Here is a 19,724-nt window from a genome sequence, read left to right on the forward strand (position 1 = left end):
TCCGCAACGTACGAACGGGTCCGCGGGGGCGTCAAGGGGGTGCGATCGAGACGTGACCTTGCCGTGACGGGCTTGCACAGAACAAAATTCTAGAATTAGAGTTGATCCATGATTGCCGAGTACGCGGAGCGCGTGTGGCGGGGCGAGGCCGACGACAGCATCGTCGACCCGGGCATGCAGGGCAGGGGCGTCCTCACCGTCGCCGACGGCGTGGGCTGGTGGCCGGGCTTCGGCAACGTGATCGCGTTCGAGACCGAGGGTGAGCTGGCGCTGTTCGACACCAGCAGCCCCTTCTCGGCCAAGCGGCTGCACGAGGACGTACGCGCCTGGACGCGCGCGCCGCTGACCACCGCGTTCTACTCGCACGGGCACATCGACCACGTCTTCGGCACGGGCCCCTTCGAGGAGGAGGGGCGACGGGCCACGATCTACGCCCACGAGGCGGTCGTCGCCCGCTTCGAGCGTTACCTGCTGACCAACGGCTACAACGCGGTGATCAACCAGCGCCAGTTCCAGGCGCCACAACTGCGCTGGCCGGACGTCTACCGCAATCCGGACGTCACCTACGCCGACCGGCTGACCGTGCGGCGCGGCGGGCTGACGTTCGACCTGATCCACGCCAAGGGCGAGACCGACGACGCCAGCATCGGCTGGGTGCCCGAGCACAGACTGCTGCTCCCCGGCGACCTGTTCATCTGGGTGACGCCCAACTGCGGCAACCCGCAGAAGGTGCAGCGCTATCCCAGGGAGTGGGTGCACGCCCTGCGCCTGATGGCCGGGCTGGAGGCGGAGATCATGCTGCCCAGCCACGGCGCGCCGATCTTCGGCGCCGACCGCATCCGGCAGGCGCTGCTGGAGACGGCCGAATGGCTGGAGTCGCTGGTCACGCAGACGCTCGACCTGCTCAACGCGGGGGCGCGGCTGGACGAGATCGTCCATTCCGTACGGCCGCCGGCGCACCTGTCCGACCGGCCCTACCTGCGGGCGCGCTACGACGAGCCGGAGTTCGTGGTCCGCAACCTGTGGCGGCTCTACGGCGGCTGGTACGACGGGAACCCCGCCCACCTCAAGCCCGCCCCCGACGCCGTCCTGGCCAGGGCCGTGGCCGAACTCGCAGGCGGCCCCGCCGCGCTGGCGGACGCGGCCGGCAAGGCGCTGTCCGAGGGGGACGAGCGGCTGGCCGGCCACCTCGCGGAGATGGCCGCCCTGGCGGCGCCCGACGACGCGGGCGTGCACCGCGTGCGTGCGGAGGTCTTCGCCACCAGGGCGGCGAACGAGCTGTCGACCATGGCCAAGGGCGTCTTCACCTGGGCCGCCGCGGAGTCCAAGCGGCGGGCGGGTGAGTAGGAGACCTCAGCCGGCGTGACGGGCGGGCTCGCGCCCGTCACTGGCAGGCTGGGCCCGTCACGGGCGACCGATCCGGGCGCCTCAGCCGAAGTGGGCGCGGGTCTCCGCGAACGCCTGGTCCGTGCCCTCCAGGGCCTTGGCCACGTCCGCCTCCGTGTGCGCGGCCGACATGAACCAGTTGTGCCACGGGTGCAGGTAGACCCCGTGCCGCAGGCACGCGTCGCTCCACCACATGGCCACCGACAGGTCCGCGTCGCCGTCGAAGCTGAGCCACGGGATCGTCACGGGCCCCGTCTGGTTCACCGTGAACCCGTGCGCCTTGGCCTGCGCGTACAGGCCGTCGCGCAGCTGCGTCCCCGCCCGTTCCATGGCCCCGATGCCGTCCTCGTCGCGCAGCGTCTCGATGGTCGCCTTGGCCGCCGCCATCGCCACCGCCGAGAACCAGAACGACCCCGTCGAGTACAGCGTCTGCGCGGGCCCGCGCAGCGCGTCGGTCCCGGTGACCGCGGCGATCGGGTAGCCGTTCGCCATCGCCTTCGACCAGGCCGTCAGGTCCGGCCGCACGCCGTACGGCTCCCACGACCCGCGCAGGTCGATCCGGAACCCGGCCCGCACGTCGTCGATCACCAGCGCCGCCCCGAGCCGGTCCGCCAGCGCCCGCGCGCCGCGGGCGAAGGCCGGCTCGACCGGCTCCTGATCCTCGAACGAGTCGTGCTTGAACGGCGTGACGATGATCGCCGCCACGTCGCCCTCCACCGTGGCCGCCGCGGCCTCCAGGGACTCCAGCGAGTTGTACGCGAACTCCACCAGGTCGGCCCGCTCGTTCGGCGTGGTGCCCGACAGGGACGGCGTGCACCACGGGTCCGCCCCGTGGTAGGCCCCGTGGGCCATCAGCACCTTGGTGCGCCCCGTCGCGGCCCTGGCGACCATGAGCGCCTGCGTGGTGGCGTCCGTGCCGTTCTTGGAGAACATCGCCCAGTCCGCGCTCGGCACGGTGTCGACCAGCAGCTCCGCCAGCTCCACCATGATCGGCCCCGGCCCGTTGAGGCAGTCGCCGCGCGCGGCCTGGCGGGCGGCGGCCTCCTCCACGCGGGGGTGGCGGTGCCCGAGCACGACGGGGCCCCAGCTGCACATGAAGTCGATGTACTCGCGGCCGTCCACGTCCCACTGGCGGCAGCCTTCGCCGCGTTCGAAGAACTGGGGGAAGCCGGGGGCGAACAGGGCCGCGTTGAGGTGGCCGTACATGCCGCCCGGGACGACTTTCCGGGCCCGCAGGCGGAGCTCTGCGTCGGTCATGAGGGGTCCTTGGGGTTGAGTGGAGGAGATCTCAGAGGAGGGCGAGGGTGGAGTCGAGGTCGGTCAGGCCGGCGTCGGAGCCGAGGCCGGTGGCGACCCGGGCGGCGGCGGCCGTGCCCCAGCGGGCGGCCGTCATGACGTCCTGGTCGTGCAGCAGGCCGGTGATGAAGCCGGCGCAGTAGGCGTCGCCGCAGCCCGTGGTGTCGGCCACGTCCGTCTTCAGCGCCGGCACCTGCCGCACGCCGTCCTCGGTCACGACGAGGCTGCCGGCCTCGCCGAGCGTGACGAGGACGCCGCGCGGCCCGTCGGCGAGCAGCGCCCGCGCGGCGGACTCGACGTCCTCCGCGCCGGTCGTCAACAAGACCTGGGACTCGTTCGGCAGCACGTAGTCGACGTGCGGGAGGAACGCGCGGGCCATGCCGAGCAGGTCGGGCAGCTCGGAGAGCAGGTCCATGGTGACGACGGCGCCGTTCGCGCGGGCGGTGTCCAGCAGCTCGAAGAACGCGGGATCACCGAGCCCGAACGTGACGTCCATGCCGCCCAGGTGGATCGCCCGCGCCCGGAGCAGCGTCTCGGTGTCGAGATCGGCGAGGGTGACCCCGAGGTTGGCGCCCGGCACGTGGAAGCTGGGCCGCCCGCCGTCGGGCCTGATGGGCAGGATCGAGGCCGCCGTCTGCTCCCCCGGCCTGCGGACGAGGCGCGAGGCGTCCACGCCGCGCTTGGCCAGGATCATCAGCAGGAAGTCGCCGAGCTCGTCGTCGCCGATCGCCCCCATGGTGACCACGTCGTGGCCCAGTTTGACGAGGTCGACCGCCGTGCCCGCGGCGGCGCCCGCGGCGGTGAGGCGGATCTGGTCTACCAGCACGGTGTCCTGGCCCTCGGGGATGTGATCGACGGGCCTGGCGAGTATGTCGACGATGTGGACGCCGACGGTGACGACGGTCATAGTCTAAATAGACAGACGTCCGAATAAAAAGTCAACGGAGGTTCGATGCCGAAGATCGTCGATCACGACGAGCGCAGGCGCGAGGTCCTGTCGGCGGCCGGCCGGGTGATCGTCAGGGACGGCATCGACGCCGCCACCACCCGCGCCATCGCCAAGGAGGCCGGCTACTCCAACGGCGTGCTGGCCCACTACTTCGCCGACAAGGACGAGATCCTGCTGTCGGCGCTGCGCCAGTCGCACCAGCGCATCCGCCACCGGCTGACCGGCAAAGTGACCGGCGCGGGCGGCCCCGGCGGCTCCGCCCTCGCGGCGCTGCGCGAGCTGCTGCTGGACAACCTGCCGCTGGACGACGAGCGGGCCCGTGAGACCCGGCTGGAGGTGAGCTTCTGGAGCCGCAGCCTGGCCTCGGAGCGGCTGGCCGAGGTGCAGCGGGCGGAGGCGGGCGAGCTGCGCGCCGCCGTACGCGACCTGCTCGGCCGGGCCCGCACGGCCGGCGAGCTGCGCGACGGCGCCGCCCCGGACGACCCGACCGCCCATGGACTCGACGCCGCCACCGTCACCGGCACCGGCCCTGGCACCGAGACCGACCCCGCCATCGACGAGCTCGACGACCTCGCCGAGCACCTGCTCGCCCTGATGGACGGCCTCAGCCTGCACCTGCTGCTCTACCCGGAACGCCTGACCCGCGCCGACGCCGAGCGCGTCATGCTCAAGGCCCTCGATCGCCTGTGATGCACTACATTCCACGCCTATGAGCCTTCGCGAGCAGTTGTGCGAGTACGGCCGCCGCGCCGTCGAGCTGGGCCTGGTCATCGGCACCTCGGGCAATCTCAGCGTGCGCCAGGGCGACCTGGTCGCGGTCACGCCGTCGGGGGTCGCGCTCGACCGGCTGACGCCGGAGACGTGCCCGGTCGTGGACGTGAGCGGCCACCTCGTGGAGGGCGACCTGCGGCCGTCCAGCGAGACCCCGATGCACCTGGCCGTCTACGAGACCACCGACGCGCAGGCCATCGTGCACACGCACTCCGTGTTCGGCACGGTGGTGGCCACGACGATGACCGAGCTGCCGCCCGTGCACTACAACGCGCTGCTGCTGGGCGGGGTCGTGCGGGTGGCCCCGTACGCCACCTACGGCACCCCGGAGCTGGCCGCGAACGTGCGCGCCGCCCTGGAGGGCAAGCGGGCCGCCCTGATGGCCAACCACGGCGGGGTGAGCATCGGGGCCAGCCTGGAGGAGGCGTTCGAGGCCACCCGGCTGCTGGAGTGGCTGTGCGAGGTCTACGTGCGCGGGCTCGGCGTCGGCCGCCCGACCGTTCTGACGGACGAGCAGCTCGCCGCCGTGATCGAGCGGGCGGCGAACCCGCCCGCCTTCCCCCGCCGCTGAGCGGCTACGCGAGCGCGACCTGCTCGGCCAGCCCGAGCGGCAGCCCGCCCGACCCGGCGATCCGGTCGTGGAACTCCTTCGGCGTGCCCTGGAACGACTCGCGGATGCGGTCGATCTCGATGGCGCCCGTGAGGTAGGAGGGTGCTTGCGTGGGCCAGGCGCAGTAGCGGCTCACCTCGCCCTGGGCCGTCCCCGGCGACAGCGACGCCTTCGTGGACATGAACGTCTCGGCCTCCTCGACCGTCATGTCCTCGCAGTGCAGCGCGGTGTCGACGACGATCCTGGCGGCGCGGAAGATCCGGCAGTCGAGGTGGGCCAGCTCGGTGGCCGGGGTGTCGAAATACCCCTGCTCGTGCAGCAGCTTCTCGACGTAGAGGGCCCAGCCCTCGGTGAAGTACGGCGTCCTGAAGACCTTCCTGACGGTACGGGGGTTGCCCGCCATGTACGACAGGTGCCAGTGGTGCCCGGGGTAGGCCTCGTGGACGGCGATGGAGGGCATCTGGGCCCGCGAGTTGGTGCGCAGGCGCTGGCGTACCTGCTCGGGGGTGAAGTCGTCCGGCGTGTACGGCACGAAGAAGATGCCCCTGCGCGAGGCGCTGAGCGGCGGCGGCGCCAGGTAGTGGGCCACGGCCAGAACCGGCCGGGTGTACTCGGCCGACGGCAGCACCTCGCACTCCTCACCGTCGGCGAACGTCACCAGGTCCCGCTCGCGGACGAACTCGCGCGCCCGCCGCGTCTCGGCCTCGTACTCGGCGCGCATGTCGGCCAGCGTCGGCGGATGGTCGTCCATGAGGGACTCCATGGCCGCCCGCCAGTCGTCGCCGCCGTTGACCCCGACGGCCACCGCGCGCATGCGCGCGTCCAGCTCCGACCAGGCGGCCTGGCCCTTGGCGTGCAGTTCGGCCGCGCCGTACCCGAGCATCTCGCGTTCGCGCAGCAGCGTGGAGTAGAGCTTCTCGCCCATCCGCCAGGTGCCGCCGCACTCGAAGCCCTCCAGGAAGGCGACGAGGTCGTCGAAGGCGCGCGCGGCCGGTTCCGCGGCCTCGGCCAGGCGGGCGCGCAGCTCGGCGTCCTCGACCATGGCCGGGATGGTGCGGGTGAGCAGGTTGCGGCCGGTGCGCGCCTGGCCGAGCCCGCGCGTGACCAGCAGCGGGGCGGCCAGGTCGGGGTCCAGGTTCGCGCGGCAGGCGGCCAGCACGCCGGGCACCTCGGCCAGCCGGGACAGGGCCGACTCGACCAGCTCGGCCTCGGGCTTGAGCCGGCGCTGGAACGGGGTGTACATGGCCGCGAAGATCGTCGAGAGGTAGACGGCGGGGTCGCGCCGCCACTCGGGCCAGGACGCGAGTGCGATCGAGCCCCTCAGCTGCGACAGGACGAGATCCCTGTCGATCGCGTCGTCCAGGGACGGAGCCTCGGCGGCCGAGAGCCGGTCGAGCCACTGGACCTGCTCGCGCTCGCGCGTCTGCCAGCCGGAGGCGGTGAGATCACCGAGGGTGTGGTCGTAGCCTTCGGCCCCGAGAGAGGCGGCGGCGACGGGATTGTGAGAAAAGTACCACTTGAGAAACTCGTCCACTGATGCACCTTATCCTGTGGAAATGCCCCTGCAGATCACCGGCGCGCTAGGCGACCCTGACCTGATCCGCCTCCCGTGGGAGGTCCCCCTCGCAGAATGGCCGCAGCGCCATCTCGTCGATCTGCCGCGCGGCATCTCGCGGCACGTGGTGCGCTTCGCCCGGCTGTCCGGCAAGGTGTACGCGATCAAGGAGATCAGCGAACGCTACGCCAAGCGCGAGTACCAGCTCCTGTGGGACCTGGCCAGGCTCGACGCCCCCTCGGTCGAGCCGGTCGCGTACGTCACCGGCCGCGAGGAGGGGCTGGACGCCGCCCTGATCACCCGGCACCTGCAGTACTCGCTCCCCTACCGCGCCGTCATGTCCGGCACCCTGCGCCCCGACACGCTGACCCGGCTGCTGGACGCGCTCGCCGTGCTTCTGGTGCGGCTGCACCTCAACGGCTTCTACTGGGGCGACTGCTCGCTGTCCAACACGTTGTTCCGGCGCGACGCGGGGGCGTTCGCGGCCTATCTTGTGGACGCCGAGACCGGCGAGATGCATCCCATGATCAGCGAGGGACAGCGGCTGGGAGACATCGACACCGCGCACACCAACATCTTCGGCGAGATGCTCGACCTGGAGGCCGGCGGGCTGCTGCACCCGTCGATCGACCCGATGGAGACCGCCGAGGACATCGTGGCCCGCTACCACCGCCTGTGGAACGAGATCAACGAGAGCGAGATCATCGAGGAGGTGGACTGGCACCGCGTGGAGCAGCGCATCAGGCGGCTCAACCTGCTCGGCTTCGACGTGGCCGAGATGATGGTGCGGCGCAAGGTCGGCACCGGGCGGCTGATCGTACGGCCCAAGGTCGTGGACGCCGGCCACCACCAGCGGCGGCTGCTCCGGCTGACCGGGCTCGACGTCGAGGAGAACCAGGCGCGGCGGCTGCTCAACGACCTCGACGGGTTCCGGGTGGCTAAGGGGCTGCGGCACGAGGACGAGGCCATCGTGGCGCACCGGTGGCTGGCGGAGGTGTTCCAGCCGACGGTCGAGGCCATCCCCATGGAGCTGCGCGGGAAGCTGGAGCCCGCGCAGCTCTTCCACGAGTTGCTGGACCATCGCTGGTACCTGTCGGAGCAGGAGGGCGCCGACGTCGGGCTGCCCGCCGCGGTGAAGTCGTACGTGGACAACGTGCTGGTGCACAAGCCCGACGAGCAGGCGCTGCTGCCCGACGAACCTGGCGAGGAACTCGCCGGTCAGTAGGCCCGTCAGTAGGCCCGTCAGTAGGCCCGTCAGTAGGCCACGGTGATGCGGCGGCGCGGGTTGGCGTTCCGCTCCACCTCTTCGGCGATGGCGACGGCGAAGTCCTCGGCCGAGATGTGGCTGTTGCCCTCGTCGTCGCTCAGGAGCTCGTCGCCACCGACCCGGAAGGTCCCCGTACGTTCTCCCGGGGCGATGACGGCGGGCGGGCAGACGAACGTCCAGTCGAGGTCGTCCACCTCCCGGTACATGCGCAGGGCGGAGCGCGCGGCCAGCGACTCCTTCTTGTACTCCTCCGGGAACTCGGGCGTGTCGACCAGGTCGAGGCCGGGGGCCACCTGGAGGCTGCCGGCCCCGCCGATGGCGATCACGCGGCTCACCCCGGCCGCGCGAAGGCCGTCGAGCAGGGCCCGGTTGGCCTCGAGGAACGGCTGCTCGGGCTCGTCCACGTCGCGCGCGGGACCGATGGCGGAGATGACCGCGTCGTAGCCCTTGGCCAGGGTGGCGGTGTCGTGGATGTCGCCCTTGACGGGGCCGCGGCGGCTGAGGCCGGTGACCTCGTGGCCGCGGTCGCTGAGTTCGGCGGCGATGCGCTGGCCGACCATGCCGGTCGCGCCAAAGAGAAGGATCTTCATGCGACCAAGAGTATCCATCGGATACTGGTTACTTCATCGTGCTATAAGTACCTTATGGATACCGGCGATGTCTTCGACCCGAACTGTCCGACCAGGGTGGTTCTGGACAGGATCGGCGACAAATGGTCGGCGCTGGTGCTGCTCTGCCTCGTCGGGGGCCCGATGCGCTTCACCAAGCTCAGGGAGCGCATCGGCGGGGTCACGCCGAAAGTGCTCACCCAGACGTTGCGGGCCATGGAGCAGGACGGGCTGGTGACGCGCGAGGTGTTCGCGGAGGTGCCGCCGCGGGTGGAGTACGCGCTCACGGACCTCGGCCACTCGCTGCACGGCCCGATGGCGGCGGTGGCCACGTGGGCCGAGCAGAATGTCGGCCAAATTCTCCGAAGCCGTGAGATGCATTCATAAATCGTAGAGTTATCCGTACTGGTGGTGTTTTTCTTACCCGTAGCCATATAAAAGCTCAACGCCACCATTCCGCCGCCGCGAGCGGATCACGCCGGGCCCCTACGCTTGCCTCCGTTCCATGAAAGGCGAGGGAGGTCCCGTGCTCGGAATCGACACCTGCCTGGCAGAGGTCATGTCCATACCGGGGGCGCTGGACGCCATGCTGGTCGACCACACCAGCGGGATGGCGGTGGCCTTCAGCAGCGCGTCCGGGGTGGACGCCGACCGGTCGGCGGCGGCGCTCACCGAGGCGCTGCGGGCGACCACCGACGGGCTGGCCCGCACGTGCCCCGGCGACGTCGTACGCATCGATGACATGCTCGTCACCACGGACAAGGGTCACCATCTGCTGCGGCTGCTGGAGACCGTGTTCGAGGGGCCGCTGGTCATCTACGTACGCCTGGACCGGGAACGTTCCAACCTGGCCCTGGCCAGGCACCGCCTGCAGAACATCTCCAGCGCCCTGACGACGAAGTGACCCATGACCAGGCTGGACACCCTCCTGGCCGGCCTGGCCCGCGAGCGCTCCACGGGTGCGCTCCGGGTCGGCAGGAGCGGCACGATCTTCCTCGCGGACGGGCGCGTGACGTACATGGAGTGCGCCCAGGCGCCCAGCGTCGAGCGGCTGCTGGCCGCCAGGGGCCTGATGAGCGAGGCGGCGCTGCGCCGGCTGCGGGACGACGGCGGCTGCGCGCGGCTGATCGAGGAGGGGCCGCTCACGGCGGGCGAGCTGCAGTACGCGGTGCTCGGCGGGGTGCTGGACGCGGCCTTCTTCCTGCTGCCGGTCAGCGGGGCGCGGCCGAAGTTCCGGCCGGGCGAGCGGCACTGGCTGGGCGGGCAGTGGTTCTTCGACGTCTCGGGGCTGGTGCGCGAGTGCGCGCGGCGGCGGGCGCAACTGGCCCAGATCTGGCCGTCGGCCGAGGTGGACACGCTTCCGGTACGCCCTCTGGCCCGGCTGCCCGGCCACGGCGTGACGCTGAGCCGGGTGCAGTGGGAGGTCGTCGTCCGGGCCGATCACAAAGCGACGCCGCTGGAGCTGGCCAAGCAGATCGGGCGGCCGGCGTACCCGGTGCTGCTGGCGGTCAGAAGGCTGGCCGCCTCGGGACTGCTCGCCGAGCCGGAACCCGCCGGCCTGCCCAAACGCGGCCAGCACGAGGCGGCGGGGCGACCGCCGCACGATCCCGGGGCGGCCCCCCAGCCGCTGGGGCCGCCCGTCACGGGCGATCCGACCGATCTGGCGCTGCTGATGCGGCTGAAGAAAGCGCTGGAGGAGCTGTCGTGAGGTTCCCCTCACTCAGGAGGAGGCCACCGGTGGAGCTACGACAAGAGGTGCTGGAGGAGATGACGCTCCTCCGCGGACGTACGCCGGACGTGGCCGGCAGCGTCGCCTGCACGGTGGACGGCCTGCCGATCGCCTGCGACCTGGAGAGCCGTACCGGCGAGCAGATCGCGGCGCTGTCGGCGGCGCTGCTCGCGATGAGCAGGCGGATGCTGGTCATCACCGGCCAGGGGGCCCTGGAGGAGACGCTCATCTCCGGCACCGCCGGTTTCGTGGCCTTCTACGCCGCCGGCCCCACCATCGTCCTCACGGTCCTGGCCGGACCCGGCGCGAACGTCGGGCTGCTGCGGCTGGAGGGCAGGAAGACGGCCGCCGCGGTGGCCGCCGTCGCAGCACGCAAACACTGAGCGGAACCCGTTCAGAACACGACAAGGGAGGAAGAAACATGGCCGGAATGGACGTCTCTCTCAAGGAGATGATGAGCATCGACGGCACGGTCGGCGCGGCCATCGTCGATCACGGCAGCGGCATGGCGCTGGGCACGCTGGGCGGCTCCAAGGACCTCGACCTCCAGATCGCCGCGGCCGGCAACACCGAGGTGGTCAAGGCCAAACTCCGCACGATGGACTCGCTCGGGCTCAAGGAGAGCATCGAGGACATCCTGATCTCGCTGGGCACCCAGTACCACATCATCCGCCCGATCACCGGGCGCGGCGGCAAGGGGCTGTTCCTCTACCTCGCGCTCGACCGCTCGCGCGCCAACCTGGCGCTCGCCCGGCACCAGTTGCGGGGCATCGAGGAGAAGCTGGAGATCTGACAGCGCCGTGGCCCGCGCGCGGCGCGGGCCACGGCTCGCCGCCTCAGGCGGAGGTCAGTTTGGTGATCTCGGCGGTGAAGGCGGGCCAGAGCTCGCGCGGCAGGTCGTGCCCCATGCCGGGGTAGGTCACCAGCCGCGCTCCCGGGACGGCCGCCGCCGTCGCCCGGCCGCCGGCCACGGGGACGAGCGGGTCGGCCTCGCCGTGCAGCACCAGCGTCGGCACGCGCACCCCCTTCAGCCCCTCCGTACGGTCGCCCGACGCCATGATGGCGGCGAACTGCCTGGCCGTGCCCGCCGGGTCGAAGCTGCGGTCGAAGGAACGCCCGGCCATCTCCGTGATCCGCTCGCGATCCAGCTCGTAGCCGGGCGAGCCGATGACCGCCCACCGCTCCACCGCCTGCTCAAGCGCCGACTCGCGGTCGGCGGGCGGGCGGCCCATGAGCGCCGCGGAGGCGGCCTCCGTGGGCGGGGCGACGGACGGGGCGGGGGTGGACATGATCGAGGTCAGGGTCAGCACCCGCTCGGAGTGGCGGATGGTCAGCGCCTGGGCGATCATGCCGCCCATCGAGGCCCCCACCACGTGGGCGGACGGCCAGCCGAGCACGTCCATGAGGGCCGCGGCGTCGTCGGCCATGTCGTCCAGCAGGTAGGGGGCGGGCGCTCCCGCCGCGGGCACGCCCGCGTCGTGGAAGTGGGTGGACAGCCCCACGTCGCGGTTGTCGTACCGGACGACGTGGTGCCCCTGCTCCGCGAGGAGCTCACAGAGCCCTTCGTCCCATTGGATCAGCTGGGCGCCGAGGCCCATGATGAGGAGCAGGGGCCGGCCCTGCGGTGAGCCGAAGCTCTCGTAGGCGATGTCGATGCCGTTCGCGGCTGCGCGGTTGGTCACGAAGACCAGAATGACATTCTGGTCTTGACTCCGCAAAGGCGGACGTCGGGGGTCAGCCCTGGGATCAGCTCTGAGCCTCGTCCTGCGGCGGGGTGGCCGGGTTGTGGTCACGCTCGGCCCACGCGCGGGTCGAGAACGGGACCGGGTAGTTCTTCTTGCCCGGGCCGTCGCCCCACTTGGTGATGACGTAGTCGATCTCGATGTGGCCCTGGCCGCCGACGCCGTCCACGCCCAGCGTGCTGGAGTTGAACCGGCCGCCGGTCAGCTCGGCGAAGGTCTTGGCGTCGAGGTCGAGCATGATGCCCCGGTTGGAGGGCTCACCGGGGCCGCGGTCGCCCACGAAGAAGGGCAGCTTCTTGCCCTTGTACATCACGTACCCCTCGGTCATGAGGGGCCAGCTGGGGCTGGCGGCCAGCCCTTTCTGCATGGGCTTGCCACTGGCGGGGAGGCCGGTGTCGCCGGCGCGGCCCGAGGCGTCGTCCCAGAAGTACGAGGCCGTGGTGGAGCCCTTGAGCAGGACCTTCTCGTCCGTGCCGGTGGCGGCGTGAGCGGCCGGGCCGGCGATGGTCAGCGTGCCGATGGCGATTGCGGTAAGGAGGGTGAGGGAACGCAGGCCAGAACGGGCAGACATGAAAAGGTAAACCCTTCGCGAGGGGACAAGGGAGTTTGCGCCCATGGGGGAATGGCGCGTAGCGGGAAATCACCTGACGTCGCTACGCGATACGCAAAATGACGAGCCTTTGGAGAAGGGGGCCGCTCTAGTAGGCGGCCGGCACGCGGTCCGGGGGTGTGACACGCTGATGCATGGGGTATTCGGTCCTCTCCATCACGCCTACCGGGTTAGCTGACGGGTTCGGGCGTGGAGATGCCCTACCGGCGTGTGGCCGGATTCACCCCATGAGGTGGGTCCCCGGTTCCCTGGGTTCGGGATTCGGCGCCAGTCGGCAGTCTCTTTGGGTAAGGACTAGGTCACCGGCTGGTAATGGCCGTTACTCTAACTATGGAAACGGACATACGCAAACGTTCCACCACGAACAGGTCGAAAGATCTACCTTCGTCCGGGAATGAAGAAGGGGGCACGGGCATGCCGTACCCCCTCGGATTTTTCCGCCTCAGCCGCCGCTCTTGCGCCTGAACGATCTCTTACTCGCAGCCGGACCGTGCGCCCCGTGGATCTTCGAAGGGTCGACGCCCCTGCCACCCGCGCCCGAGCCCGCGGCCTGGCTGCGCTTGCGCTCCAGTGCCTCGCGGAACTTGCGCTTCATCTCGTCCTCGGGAGTTTCGCTGACTTCCGGCTCCGGTGTATCCGCCATGAGGACCTCCAAGGTGTTGGGGACACTGACAGCTTCGCATGACACCGCTTACGACGCGAAACCGGCCTCGAGGCGGTTCAGGCACGGCAACCCTCACCGCTCTCCGGACGCGGTGAAGGCCAGCAGCCGGAACACCGGATCGGCGGCGCCGTCGCGCCCCTGGCCGTGCCCCGCGAACCGGGCCTCACCGCTGAGCACCAGCCCGTGCCCGGCGGCCACCTCGACCACGAGTTCGGCCCGGTCCGGCGGATCCTGCCGCCCGCCGGGCCCGTGCGCGGCCCGCTTGTCGACCGTCGTGACGAACACTCCCCCGGGCCGCAGCACCCGAGCGGCCTCGGCGATCACCGGGCGGGCGTCGTCGAGCAGGTGGAGCAGCCAGATCGTGGTGACCGCGTCGACCGAGCGGTCACGCACGGGAAGCCGGCGCCCGTCGCCCAGGACCACGTCGATCCGGCCGGCGGCCACCCCGGCCATCCCGGCCGAGGCGTCCACACCGAGCACGCGCAGCCCGAGCCCGGCCAACTCCCGGCTCACCAGGCCGGTGCCGCAGGCGATGTCGAGCAGCGTCCCCTCGCCGGGCAGGCCGTGCGCGGCCTGGCCGGCGAGCATGCCCGTGCCGACCAGATCGTGCACGGCCTGGGCCGCTGCTCTGGCGCGGGGAAGGCCGCCGCGGCTTTCGTCGTAGGAGGCGGCCTCGCGGTCGTAGTTGAGCACGGTTTCAGGGTAAAGGGGTTCCTTTGCGTTCCTGGTGTTGCTTTGGAGCGGTCCAGGATAGGGATACGCCAATGAGACTCCTCGGTCGTGACCTCGCGATGGATCTGGGAGCCGCGAGCACGCGGATCTACGCCAGACGCAAGGGCATCGTGCTCGACGAGCCCTCCGCCGTCATGTGTGACGGCCGGACGGGCAAGGTCATCGGGTACGGCGTGGAAGCCGCCGCACTGGGCGGGGGCGGGCGTACGTGCTGGCCGGTCAGCGGCGGGCTGCCCGCCGACACCGAGCTGGCCCGGCGCATGATCCGGCACTTCCTGCGCAAGGTGCACTGGCATCCGTACGCCCGCCCGCGCGTGGTCATGGCGTTGCCCGCCGACTCCACCCCGATCGACCGGGCGGCGCTGCGTGACATCGCCTACGAGGCGGAGGCGCGGACGGTGCAGCTCGTCCCGCACGCCCTGGCCGCCGCGCTGGGGGCCGGGATGGAGCTGAACGACTGCGCCGGGCACATGGTGATCGACATCGGCCGGGACGCGGCGCGGATCGCGGTGCTGTCCGGGGAGTCGGTGGTGGCGGCCGGTTCTGTGCCGTACGGGGGACAGGCCGTCAACCGGGCCATCGCCCGCTTCGTCGAGCGCGAGCACGGGCTGCTGCTCGACGAGCCCGAGGCCGAGTCGGCCAAGCGCCGCGCGGGCGGCGGGGACCGGGAGATCATGGTGCACGCCCGCGACCCCGACACCGGGCGTGAGCGCGAGCTGGCGCTGCCCGTGGAGCGGATCTTCGAGGCGACCGCGCAACCGGTCGAGTCGATCGTACGGACGGCGATGGAGACGGTCGAGCGCTGCCCGGCCGAGCTGACCGCCGACCTCGGGGTGCGCGGCGCGGTGCTGGTCGGCGGGGGTGGGCTGCTGCTCGGCCTCGGCCGGCGGCTGCGCGGGCGGCTGTGCATGCCGGTACGCCGGGCCGAGCGCCCGCTGGAGGCCGTGGCGCTCGGGCTGGGGCGGTGCGTGGACGAACTGGGGCCGATCGGGAGGCTCCGGGGGCGTCTATGACAGACGCCCTGTCCCACCGGCTTCGGGGACGTTCTATGACGGGCGACCTGTTCCAGAGGGCCCGGGGGCGTCCATGACGGACGACCTGTTCCATACGGGTGTCTCGCTCGCCGACAAGGCCATCAGGACCGTCGTCGTCTATCTCGCCGTGGCCGCGCTGCTGCGGATCGGCGGCAAGCGCGGCATCGCCCAGCTCAACAACTTCGACTTCGTGGTCATGCTGCTGATGAGCAACGTCGTCCAGAACGCGATCATCGGCCCGGACAACTCGCTGGCCGGCGGCCTGGCCGGGGTGGTGATCCTGATGGCGATCAACGCGGTGGTGGTGCGGCTGGCCGCCGCCGTGCCGATGGCCGGCAAGCTCGTCGAGGGCGGCCCGGTCGTGCTGGCCCGCGACGGGCAGTACCTGACCCGCGCGCTGCGCCGACTGGGCCTGCGCCAGGCCGATCTGGACGTGACGATCCAGCTCAGGGGCGGTACGAGCGTGGCCGACACCCGGCTCGTACGGCTGGAGCCCGGCGGCGCGGTGCTCGTCCGGCTGCGCCCCGAGGAGGAGAACGCCGAGCGCGGCGACATCGACGAGTTGCGCGCCCGGCTCGATCGCATCGAACGCAAGCTCGACGCGCTGGCCAGGACAGGAGGTGGCGCATGACCGCACGCGGCATCGACCACGTCGGAGTGACCGTGCCCGATCTCGACGCGGCGACCGAGTTCTTCGCCCGCGCCTTCGGCGCCGAGGTCCTCTACGACACCCTTCCGCGCTCGGACGGCCCCAAGGGCGGCTGGGGCACGGAACGACGGCTCGGCGTGCCCCAGGGGACGGCCGAGGTGGCGGTGCGCATGCTGCGCCTGCCGAACGGGCCGGGGATCGAGCTGTTCGAGTTCAGCGGGCCCCGGCAGGGAGAGGCGGCGCTGCCGTGCGATCTGGGCTGGCAGCACGTCGCCGTGTACGTGGACGACGTGGACGAGGCGCTGCGGCTGGTAACCGAGGCGGGCGGGAGTCCGCTGTCGGAGCCGGTGCCGCTGCCGGGGCCCGAGGCGGGCGAGCACAACCGGTTCGTCCACTGCCGCACGCCCTGGGGCTCCACCGTGGAGCTGGTGAGCTATCCGGATCCGCAGGCGTACGAGAAGGAGACGGACCAGCGGCGCTGGCGGCCCTAGTGGCGTAACGGTCCTGGCCCGGCGCCCGCGGCCGGCCGCCGGCGCTCGCGGCCCTGGCACGGTGGCTGAGCTTTTCGTGATTGGGCCGTTAGCAATTGGTGATCTTGGCTAAGATCGTCGCGTGCGCACCCGTCGTCACGCCCTGTCCGCGGTGCTCTTCGGTCTCGCGGCGATGACGGCGTGCGCGGCCCCGTCCGAGCTGCCCACGCTGGCGGAGGCCTCCCGGAGGCTCGACTCCGACGCCGGCGACCTGCTCGGCGCGGCGGAGCTGCGACTGTCGGCGGTGCGGCGGGCCGACGACGACACCTGCGTCCCCGGCCAGACCCGGCACTTCTTCCAGGCGGAGACCGACGCCGAGGACGCCCCGGCCGGGCTGCTGCGGCGGCTGCGCGCCATGGGGTACGCCGAGGTCGTCGACGATCTCGACCTGCGCGACGAGGCCCACCGGGTGTCGGTGCTGCGTGACCCCCTGACCCGGGTGACGTTCGAGCTGACCGTCCTGTCCGGCGACCGGCCCGGCGTCCAGGTGGTCGGCAAGACGATCTGCTACGCCACCGGCTGACACAGCGGGCAAGACGCTCTGCCACGCGACCGGATGGCACCCGGGCCGAGGTCAGGGGGTGGACAGCGCCTCCGTCGGGGAGAGGCGGGAGGCGCGGACGGCCGGGTAGAGCCCCGCGACGGCGCCGATGGCCAGGGTCGCGGCCAGGCCGCCGAGCGTGGCCCAGGCCGGTATGACCGAGGGCCAGCCGCTGTAGAGGGCGTATCCCATCGTCACCGCCGTCCCGAGCAGGATGCCGCCGAGCCCGCCCAGCGCCGACAGCAGCAGCGACTCCGCCAGGAACTGGGTGCGGATCTGCCCCCTGGTCGCCCCGAGCGAGCGGCGCAGGCCGATCTCCGCACGGCGTTCCAGCACCGAGATGACCATCGTGTTGGCCACCCCGACCCCGCCCACCAGCAGCGCCACCGCGCCCACGCCCAGGAGCAGGTTGGCGAACGCCTCGTTGGTCGCCTGCTTGGCGGCCAGCGCGTCGGACGGGCGGGAGACGTCCACCTCGTTCGGCGCCTCCGGGTTCGCCGTGCCGGCCAGCACCTGCCGTACGGACTCCAGCCTGGCCTCCTCGGCCCGCGTGTAGAGGACGGTCGGATGCCCGTCGAAGCCCAGCCGCTCCTCGGCCACCGGCCAGCCGATCATCACGCCGCTGTCCAGCTCGGCGGCCAGCGCGACGGGCTCCAGCACGCCGACGACCGCGAACCGCACGCCGCCGACGACGATCTGCGTGTCCTCGCCGACCGGCCCGATGCCGAGCCGCTGGGCGGCGGACGCGCCGATCACGGCGGCCGGGTATCGCTCCGTGGCCGCGTTGAGCCACGTCCCGCTGCGCAGGGTCGCGCCCACCGTGGCGGGCAGGTCGAGGCGGGCGGCGTAGGCGTTGAGGCCGCCCGTCTGCGCCTGCGGGATCCGTTCCGAACGGTAGACCTTCGCCTCGGCGACCTTCCCGATCGAGGACGCGGCCTGCACCGGGCCGATCCGCTCGATCATGACCTCCGCGTCCACCGGCATCTGGGCCGCCTCGCCCATGAGCGTGGTGCCCGAGGAGATGGTCAGCAGGTTCGTGCCCAGGGCCGACAACTGGCGGTCGAGCTCGGCGCCCGAGGAGGACGAGAGTCCGACCACGCCGACCATGGCCGCGATGCCGATGGCGATGCCCAGCGCGGACAGGAACGCCCGCAGCGGGCGCGTGCGCAGGCCGACCGCGCCGACCCGCATCACGTCGCGCGGCCGCATCCTGGCTGGCGCCGGCTTCGGCCGCGGCACCTCGACGACCGCCATCACGCCACCCCCGATTCCACAGACCCTGACGAGACAGACCCGGACGAGACAGACCCGGACGGCACCGGCCCTGCCGAAGGCTCCGAGGCGATGGAGGTGGCAGAGTCGGAGACGATCTCGCCGTCGCGCATCCGCACCTGACGGGGCAGGCCGGCCGCGATCTCCCGGTCGTGGGTGATGATCACGATGGTGGTGCCGCCCGCGTTCAGCTCGTGCAGCAGCTCCATCACCCCGGCCCCCGAGACCGAGTCCAGCGCGCCGGTCGGCTCGTCGGCCAGCAGCAGCGGCGGATCGCCCGCCACCGCCCTGGCGATGGCCACCCGCTGCCGCTCCCCGCCGGACAGCTCGTGGGGCTCGTGGTCCATGCGGTGCCCGAGCCCCACCCGTTCCAGCGCGACCGCCGCGCGGCGGCGCCGCTCGGCCCGGGCGAGGCCGGTGTAGACGAGGCCGTCGGCCACGTTGTCCAGCGCCGGCACCTTCGCGGCCAGGTGGAACGACTGGAAGACGAACCCGATGGTGGTCGCCCGCAGCGCCGACAACTGGTTGTCCGACAGCATCGAGACGTCGTAGCCGTCGATGTGCAGGGTTCCCGAGGACGGCCGGTCGAGGGTGCCGACGACGTTGAGCATGGTCGACTTCCCCGACCCCGACGGGCCCGCGATGGCGACCAGCTCGCCGTGGCCGATCCGCAGCGACACCGACCGCAGCGCCGCCACGCCGCCGGGATACGTCCGTGAAACGTCCCTCAAGGCGATCATGGGGTACGTCATTTGGCCATCCCCACGGTCATGCCCTCGCTCAGCCCGTCGCCCGAGACCTCGACCCGGCCGCCCGCGTACAGACCGGTCTCGACCCCTATGTAGCGGGACCTGCCGCCTTCGACGACCTCAAGGCCGTAGCCGCCCTCCTGCAGCGCCACGAGCGCCGCGATCGGCACGGTGAGCACGTTCTTGCGCTGCGAGGCGGTGAACGTCACATCCACCGCGGCCTTGTCGAGCCCCTTCGCGGACTTGGCGGCGCCGATCGAGACCAGCGCCTCCACCCGCGTCTGCGGCTCCTCCTGCCCCTCCCCCGGCACGATGACCGTGGCCACCTCGGTGACCTTGCCCTTGACGCTCTTGCCGTCCGGCAGCGTGACCTCGACCTTGGCGCCCTTCTTGGCCATCCGCTGGTCCTCGGCGTCGAGCTGCACCGTGATCACCTTGGCCGTGCCCGTGTACGTCAGCACCTTCATGCCCGGCGTGACCGGCGCGCCCTCCTCGGTGTCGAGGCTCTCCACGCGGACCTTGCCGGGGGCGAACACGACCCGGCCCAGCTCGACCACGCCGGTCTCCTCCAGGCCGCGGTCCTCCTGCCACTCCATGACGGCCTGGGCGGTGTCCCAGGTGAACTCGTCGTCCACGGTGAAGCCGTCGTAGCCGAGTTTGTCCAGGTTGCGTTCCAGGTTCTCGACGTCCTTGCCCTCCATACCGTTACGCAGGTCGCGGTAGGCGGGCCGGTCGCCGTACATGAGCACGACCGGCTTGTTGTCCGCCCGGAACAACGACCGGCCGCGGCTGATCGTCGCGCCGCTCTCGGGCAGCCAGGTGACGGTGCCGGGCTGCCTGCTCACGGCCGTGGTCACCGGGCCGTAGCCGAGCTCGCCGTCGGCGTCCCTGGTGTCGTTCAGCGTCTGCCTGGTCACCGTCGTGGTCGCGGTCGGCAGCACGGCGGCCGCCTTGGTCGGGCCGGCGCCCACCTCCAGCACGCCCGCGCCGTTCACCGCGATGAGCGCGCCGCCCGCGACGGCCACCACGC

At 71.6% G+C, this 19,724-nt stretch carries 24 protein-coding genes and 1 riboswitch; of the genes, 13 read left to right on the plus strand and 11 right to left on the minus strand.

Annotation, left to right across the window (positions count from 1 at the left end):
* Positions 1-108: 108 nt before the first annotated feature.
* On the plus strand, positions 109-1,347 hold the full coding sequence (locus ABFX54_RS39550; protein ID WP_346111949.1) for an alkyl sulfatase dimerization domain-containing protein: 1,239 nt from the start codon (positions 109-111) through the stop codon (positions 1,345-1,347).
* Between the two features lie 81 nt (positions 1,348-1,428).
* Here the strand turns inward: ABFX54_RS39550 and ABFX54_RS39555 are convergent, their stop codons facing one another.
* Both ABFX54_RS39555 and ABFX54_RS39560 read right to left on the minus strand, forming a co-directional pair.
* Positions 1,429-2,643, minus strand: a complete 1,215-nt coding sequence (locus tag ABFX54_RS39555; protein WP_346111950.1) for an aminotransferase class III-fold pyridoxal phosphate-dependent enzyme — start codon at positions 2,641-2,643, stop codon at positions 1,429-1,431.
* Between the two features lie 31 nt (positions 2,644-2,674).
* A complete protein-coding gene (locus tag ABFX54_RS39560; RefSeq protein WP_346111951.1) occupies positions 2,675-3,589 on the minus strand; it encodes a carbohydrate kinase family protein in 915 nt (304 codons plus the stop codon).
* A 45-nt stretch (positions 3,590-3,634) separates the two neighbouring features.
* Here ABFX54_RS39560 and ABFX54_RS39565 point away from each other — a divergent pair, with 45 nt between their 5' ends.
* Both ABFX54_RS39565 and ABFX54_RS39570 read left to right on the plus strand, forming a co-directional pair.
* Positions 3,635-4,321, plus strand: a complete 687-nt coding sequence (locus ABFX54_RS39565; protein ID WP_346111952.1) for a TetR/AcrR family transcriptional regulator — start codon at positions 3,635-3,637, stop codon at positions 4,319-4,321.
* A 19-nt stretch (positions 4,322-4,340) separates the two neighbouring features.
* Positions 4,341-4,973 carry a class II aldolase/adducin family protein gene (locus ABFX54_RS39570; protein ID WP_346111954.1) on the plus strand — a complete coding sequence of 211 codons (633 nt, stop codon included), beginning with the start codon at positions 4,341-4,343 and terminating at the stop codon, positions 4,971-4,973.
* A gap of 4 nt (positions 4,974-4,977) precedes the next feature.
* Here ABFX54_RS39570 and ABFX54_RS39575 read toward each other — a convergent pair whose 3' ends face one another.
* Positions 4,978-6,546, minus strand: a complete 1,569-nt coding sequence (locus ABFX54_RS39575) for a DUF885 domain-containing protein (protein ID WP_346111955.1) — start codon at positions 6,544-6,546, stop codon at positions 4,978-4,980.
* A 22-nt stretch (positions 6,547-6,568) separates the two neighbouring features.
* Here ABFX54_RS39575 and ABFX54_RS39580 point away from each other — a divergent pair, with 22 nt between their 5' ends.
* Positions 6,569-7,792 (plus strand): DUF4032 domain-containing protein, encoded by a 1,224-nt coding sequence (locus ABFX54_RS39580; RefSeq protein WP_346111956.1) that lies wholly within the window; start codon positions 6,569-6,571, stop codon positions 7,790-7,792.
* A gap of 29 nt (positions 7,793-7,821) precedes the next feature.
* Here the strand turns inward: ABFX54_RS39580 and ABFX54_RS39585 are convergent, their stop codons facing one another.
* The gene (locus tag ABFX54_RS39585) at positions 7,822-8,424 is read right to left on the minus strand and encodes an NAD(P)-dependent oxidoreductase (RefSeq protein ID WP_346111957.1); all 603 of its coding nucleotides are present in this window, start codon (positions 8,422-8,424) and stop codon (positions 7,822-7,824) included.
* A gap of 54 nt (positions 8,425-8,478) precedes the next feature.
* Here ABFX54_RS39585 and ABFX54_RS39590 point away from each other — a divergent pair, with 54 nt between their 5' ends.
* The 5 genes from ABFX54_RS39590 to ABFX54_RS39610 all read left to right on the plus strand — a co-directional run bounded on the left by ABFX54_RS39590 (position 8,479) and on the right by ABFX54_RS39610 (position 10,964).
* Complete coding sequence (locus tag ABFX54_RS39590) at positions 8,479-8,829, plus strand: winged helix-turn-helix transcriptional regulator (RefSeq protein WP_346111959.1); 351 nt, start codon at positions 8,479-8,481, stop codon at positions 8,827-8,829.
* A 139-nt stretch (positions 8,830-8,968) separates the two neighbouring features.
* Positions 8,969-9,346, plus strand: a complete 378-nt coding sequence (locus tag ABFX54_RS39595) for a roadblock/LC7 domain-containing protein (protein WP_346111961.1) — start codon at positions 8,969-8,971, stop codon at positions 9,344-9,346.
* A 3-nt stretch (positions 9,347-9,349) separates the two neighbouring features.
* Complete coding sequence (locus ABFX54_RS39600) at positions 9,350-10,150, plus strand: hypothetical protein (RefSeq protein WP_346111963.1); 801 nt, start codon at positions 9,350-9,352, stop codon at positions 10,148-10,150.
* A 29-nt stretch (positions 10,151-10,179) separates the two neighbouring features.
* Positions 10,180-10,554 (plus strand): roadblock/LC7 domain-containing protein, encoded by a 375-nt coding sequence (locus ABFX54_RS39605; protein WP_346111965.1) that lies wholly within the window; start codon positions 10,180-10,182, stop codon positions 10,552-10,554.
* Positions 10,555-10,592: 38 nt separating this feature from the next.
* Positions 10,593-10,964, plus strand: a complete 372-nt coding sequence (locus ABFX54_RS39610; protein WP_346111967.1) for a hypothetical protein — start codon at positions 10,593-10,595, stop codon at positions 10,962-10,964.
* A gap of 43 nt (positions 10,965-11,007) precedes the next feature.
* Here ABFX54_RS39610 and ABFX54_RS39615 read toward each other — a convergent pair whose 3' ends face one another.
* From ABFX54_RS39615 to ABFX54_RS39630, 4 genes are all read right to left on the minus strand, one after another.
* Entirely contained in the window at positions 11,008-11,853 is an 846-nt protein-coding gene (locus ABFX54_RS39615) for an alpha/beta fold hydrolase (RefSeq protein ID WP_346111968.1), read from the minus strand.
* Between the two features lie 64 nt (positions 11,854-11,917).
* Positions 11,918-12,484, minus strand: a complete 567-nt coding sequence (locus ABFX54_RS39620; protein WP_346111969.1) for a hypothetical protein — start codon at positions 12,482-12,484, stop codon at positions 11,918-11,920.
* Between the two features lie 183 nt (positions 12,485-12,667).
* Positions 12,668-12,800: riboswitch (cyclic di-AMP (ydaO/yuaA leader) on the minus strand.
* 165 nt (positions 12,801-12,965) lie between these two features.
* Positions 12,966-13,166, minus strand: coding sequence for a DUF5302 domain-containing protein (locus ABFX54_RS39625; RefSeq protein WP_346111970.1), 201 nt, complete (start codon positions 13,164-13,166; stop codon positions 12,966-12,968).
* Between the two features lie 93 nt (positions 13,167-13,259).
* A complete protein-coding gene (locus tag ABFX54_RS39630) occupies positions 13,260-13,880 on the minus strand; it encodes a class I SAM-dependent methyltransferase (protein ID WP_346111971.1) in 621 nt (206 codons plus the stop codon).
* Positions 13,881-13,951: 71 nt separating this feature from the next.
* On the opposite strand from ABFX54_RS39630, the gene ABFX54_RS39635 reads away from it, so the two are divergent.
* The 4 genes from ABFX54_RS39635 (at position 13,952) to ABFX54_RS39650 (ending at position 16,655) form a co-directional block, all read left to right on the plus strand.
* The gene (locus tag ABFX54_RS39635; protein ID WP_346111972.1) at positions 13,952-14,932 is read left to right on the plus strand and encodes a rod shape-determining protein; all 981 of its coding nucleotides are present in this window, start codon (positions 13,952-13,954) and stop codon (positions 14,930-14,932) included.
* 73 nt (positions 14,933-15,005) lie between these two features.
* The gene (locus tag ABFX54_RS39640; protein WP_346111974.1) at positions 15,006-15,584 is read left to right on the plus strand and encodes a DUF421 domain-containing protein; all 579 of its coding nucleotides are present in this window, start codon (positions 15,006-15,008) and stop codon (positions 15,582-15,584) included.
* Positions 15,581-16,093: a VOC family protein gene (locus ABFX54_RS39645; protein WP_346111975.1), complete on the plus strand. Its 513-nt coding sequence runs from the start codon at positions 15,581-15,583 to the stop codon at positions 16,091-16,093. Before ABFX54_RS39640 ends, ABFX54_RS39645 begins: the two co-directional genes overlap by 4 nt.
* Before the next feature lie 121 nt (positions 16,094-16,214).
* Positions 16,215-16,655, plus strand: coding sequence for a hypothetical protein (locus ABFX54_RS39650; protein WP_346111976.1), 441 nt, complete (start codon positions 16,215-16,217; stop codon positions 16,653-16,655).
* Positions 16,656-16,706: 51 nt separating this feature from the next.
* On the opposite strand, the gene ABFX54_RS39655 is transcribed toward ABFX54_RS39650, so the two are convergent.
* The 3 genes from ABFX54_RS39655 to ABFX54_RS39665 form a co-directional block, all read right to left on the minus strand.
* Positions 16,707-17,927, minus strand: a complete 1,221-nt coding sequence (locus ABFX54_RS39655; protein ID WP_346111977.1) for an ABC transporter permease — start codon at positions 17,925-17,927, stop codon at positions 16,707-16,709.
* Positions 17,927-18,697: an ABC transporter ATP-binding protein gene (locus ABFX54_RS39660; RefSeq protein WP_346111978.1), complete on the minus strand. Its 771-nt coding sequence runs from the start codon at positions 18,695-18,697 to the stop codon at positions 17,927-17,929. Before ABFX54_RS39660 ends, ABFX54_RS39655 begins: the two co-directional genes overlap by 1 nt.
* On the minus strand, positions 18,694-19,724 hold a 1,031-nt coding region (locus ABFX54_RS39665; RefSeq protein ID WP_346111979.1), incomplete at its 5' end, for a peptidoglycan-binding protein. The genes ABFX54_RS39665 and ABFX54_RS39660, both read right to left, overlap by 4 nt.

The organism is Nonomuraea maheshkhaliensis (assembly GCF_039529435.1).
Classification (GTDB): domain Bacteria; phylum Actinomycetota; class Actinomycetes; order Streptosporangiales; family Streptosporangiaceae; genus Nonomuraea; species Nonomuraea maheshkhaliensis.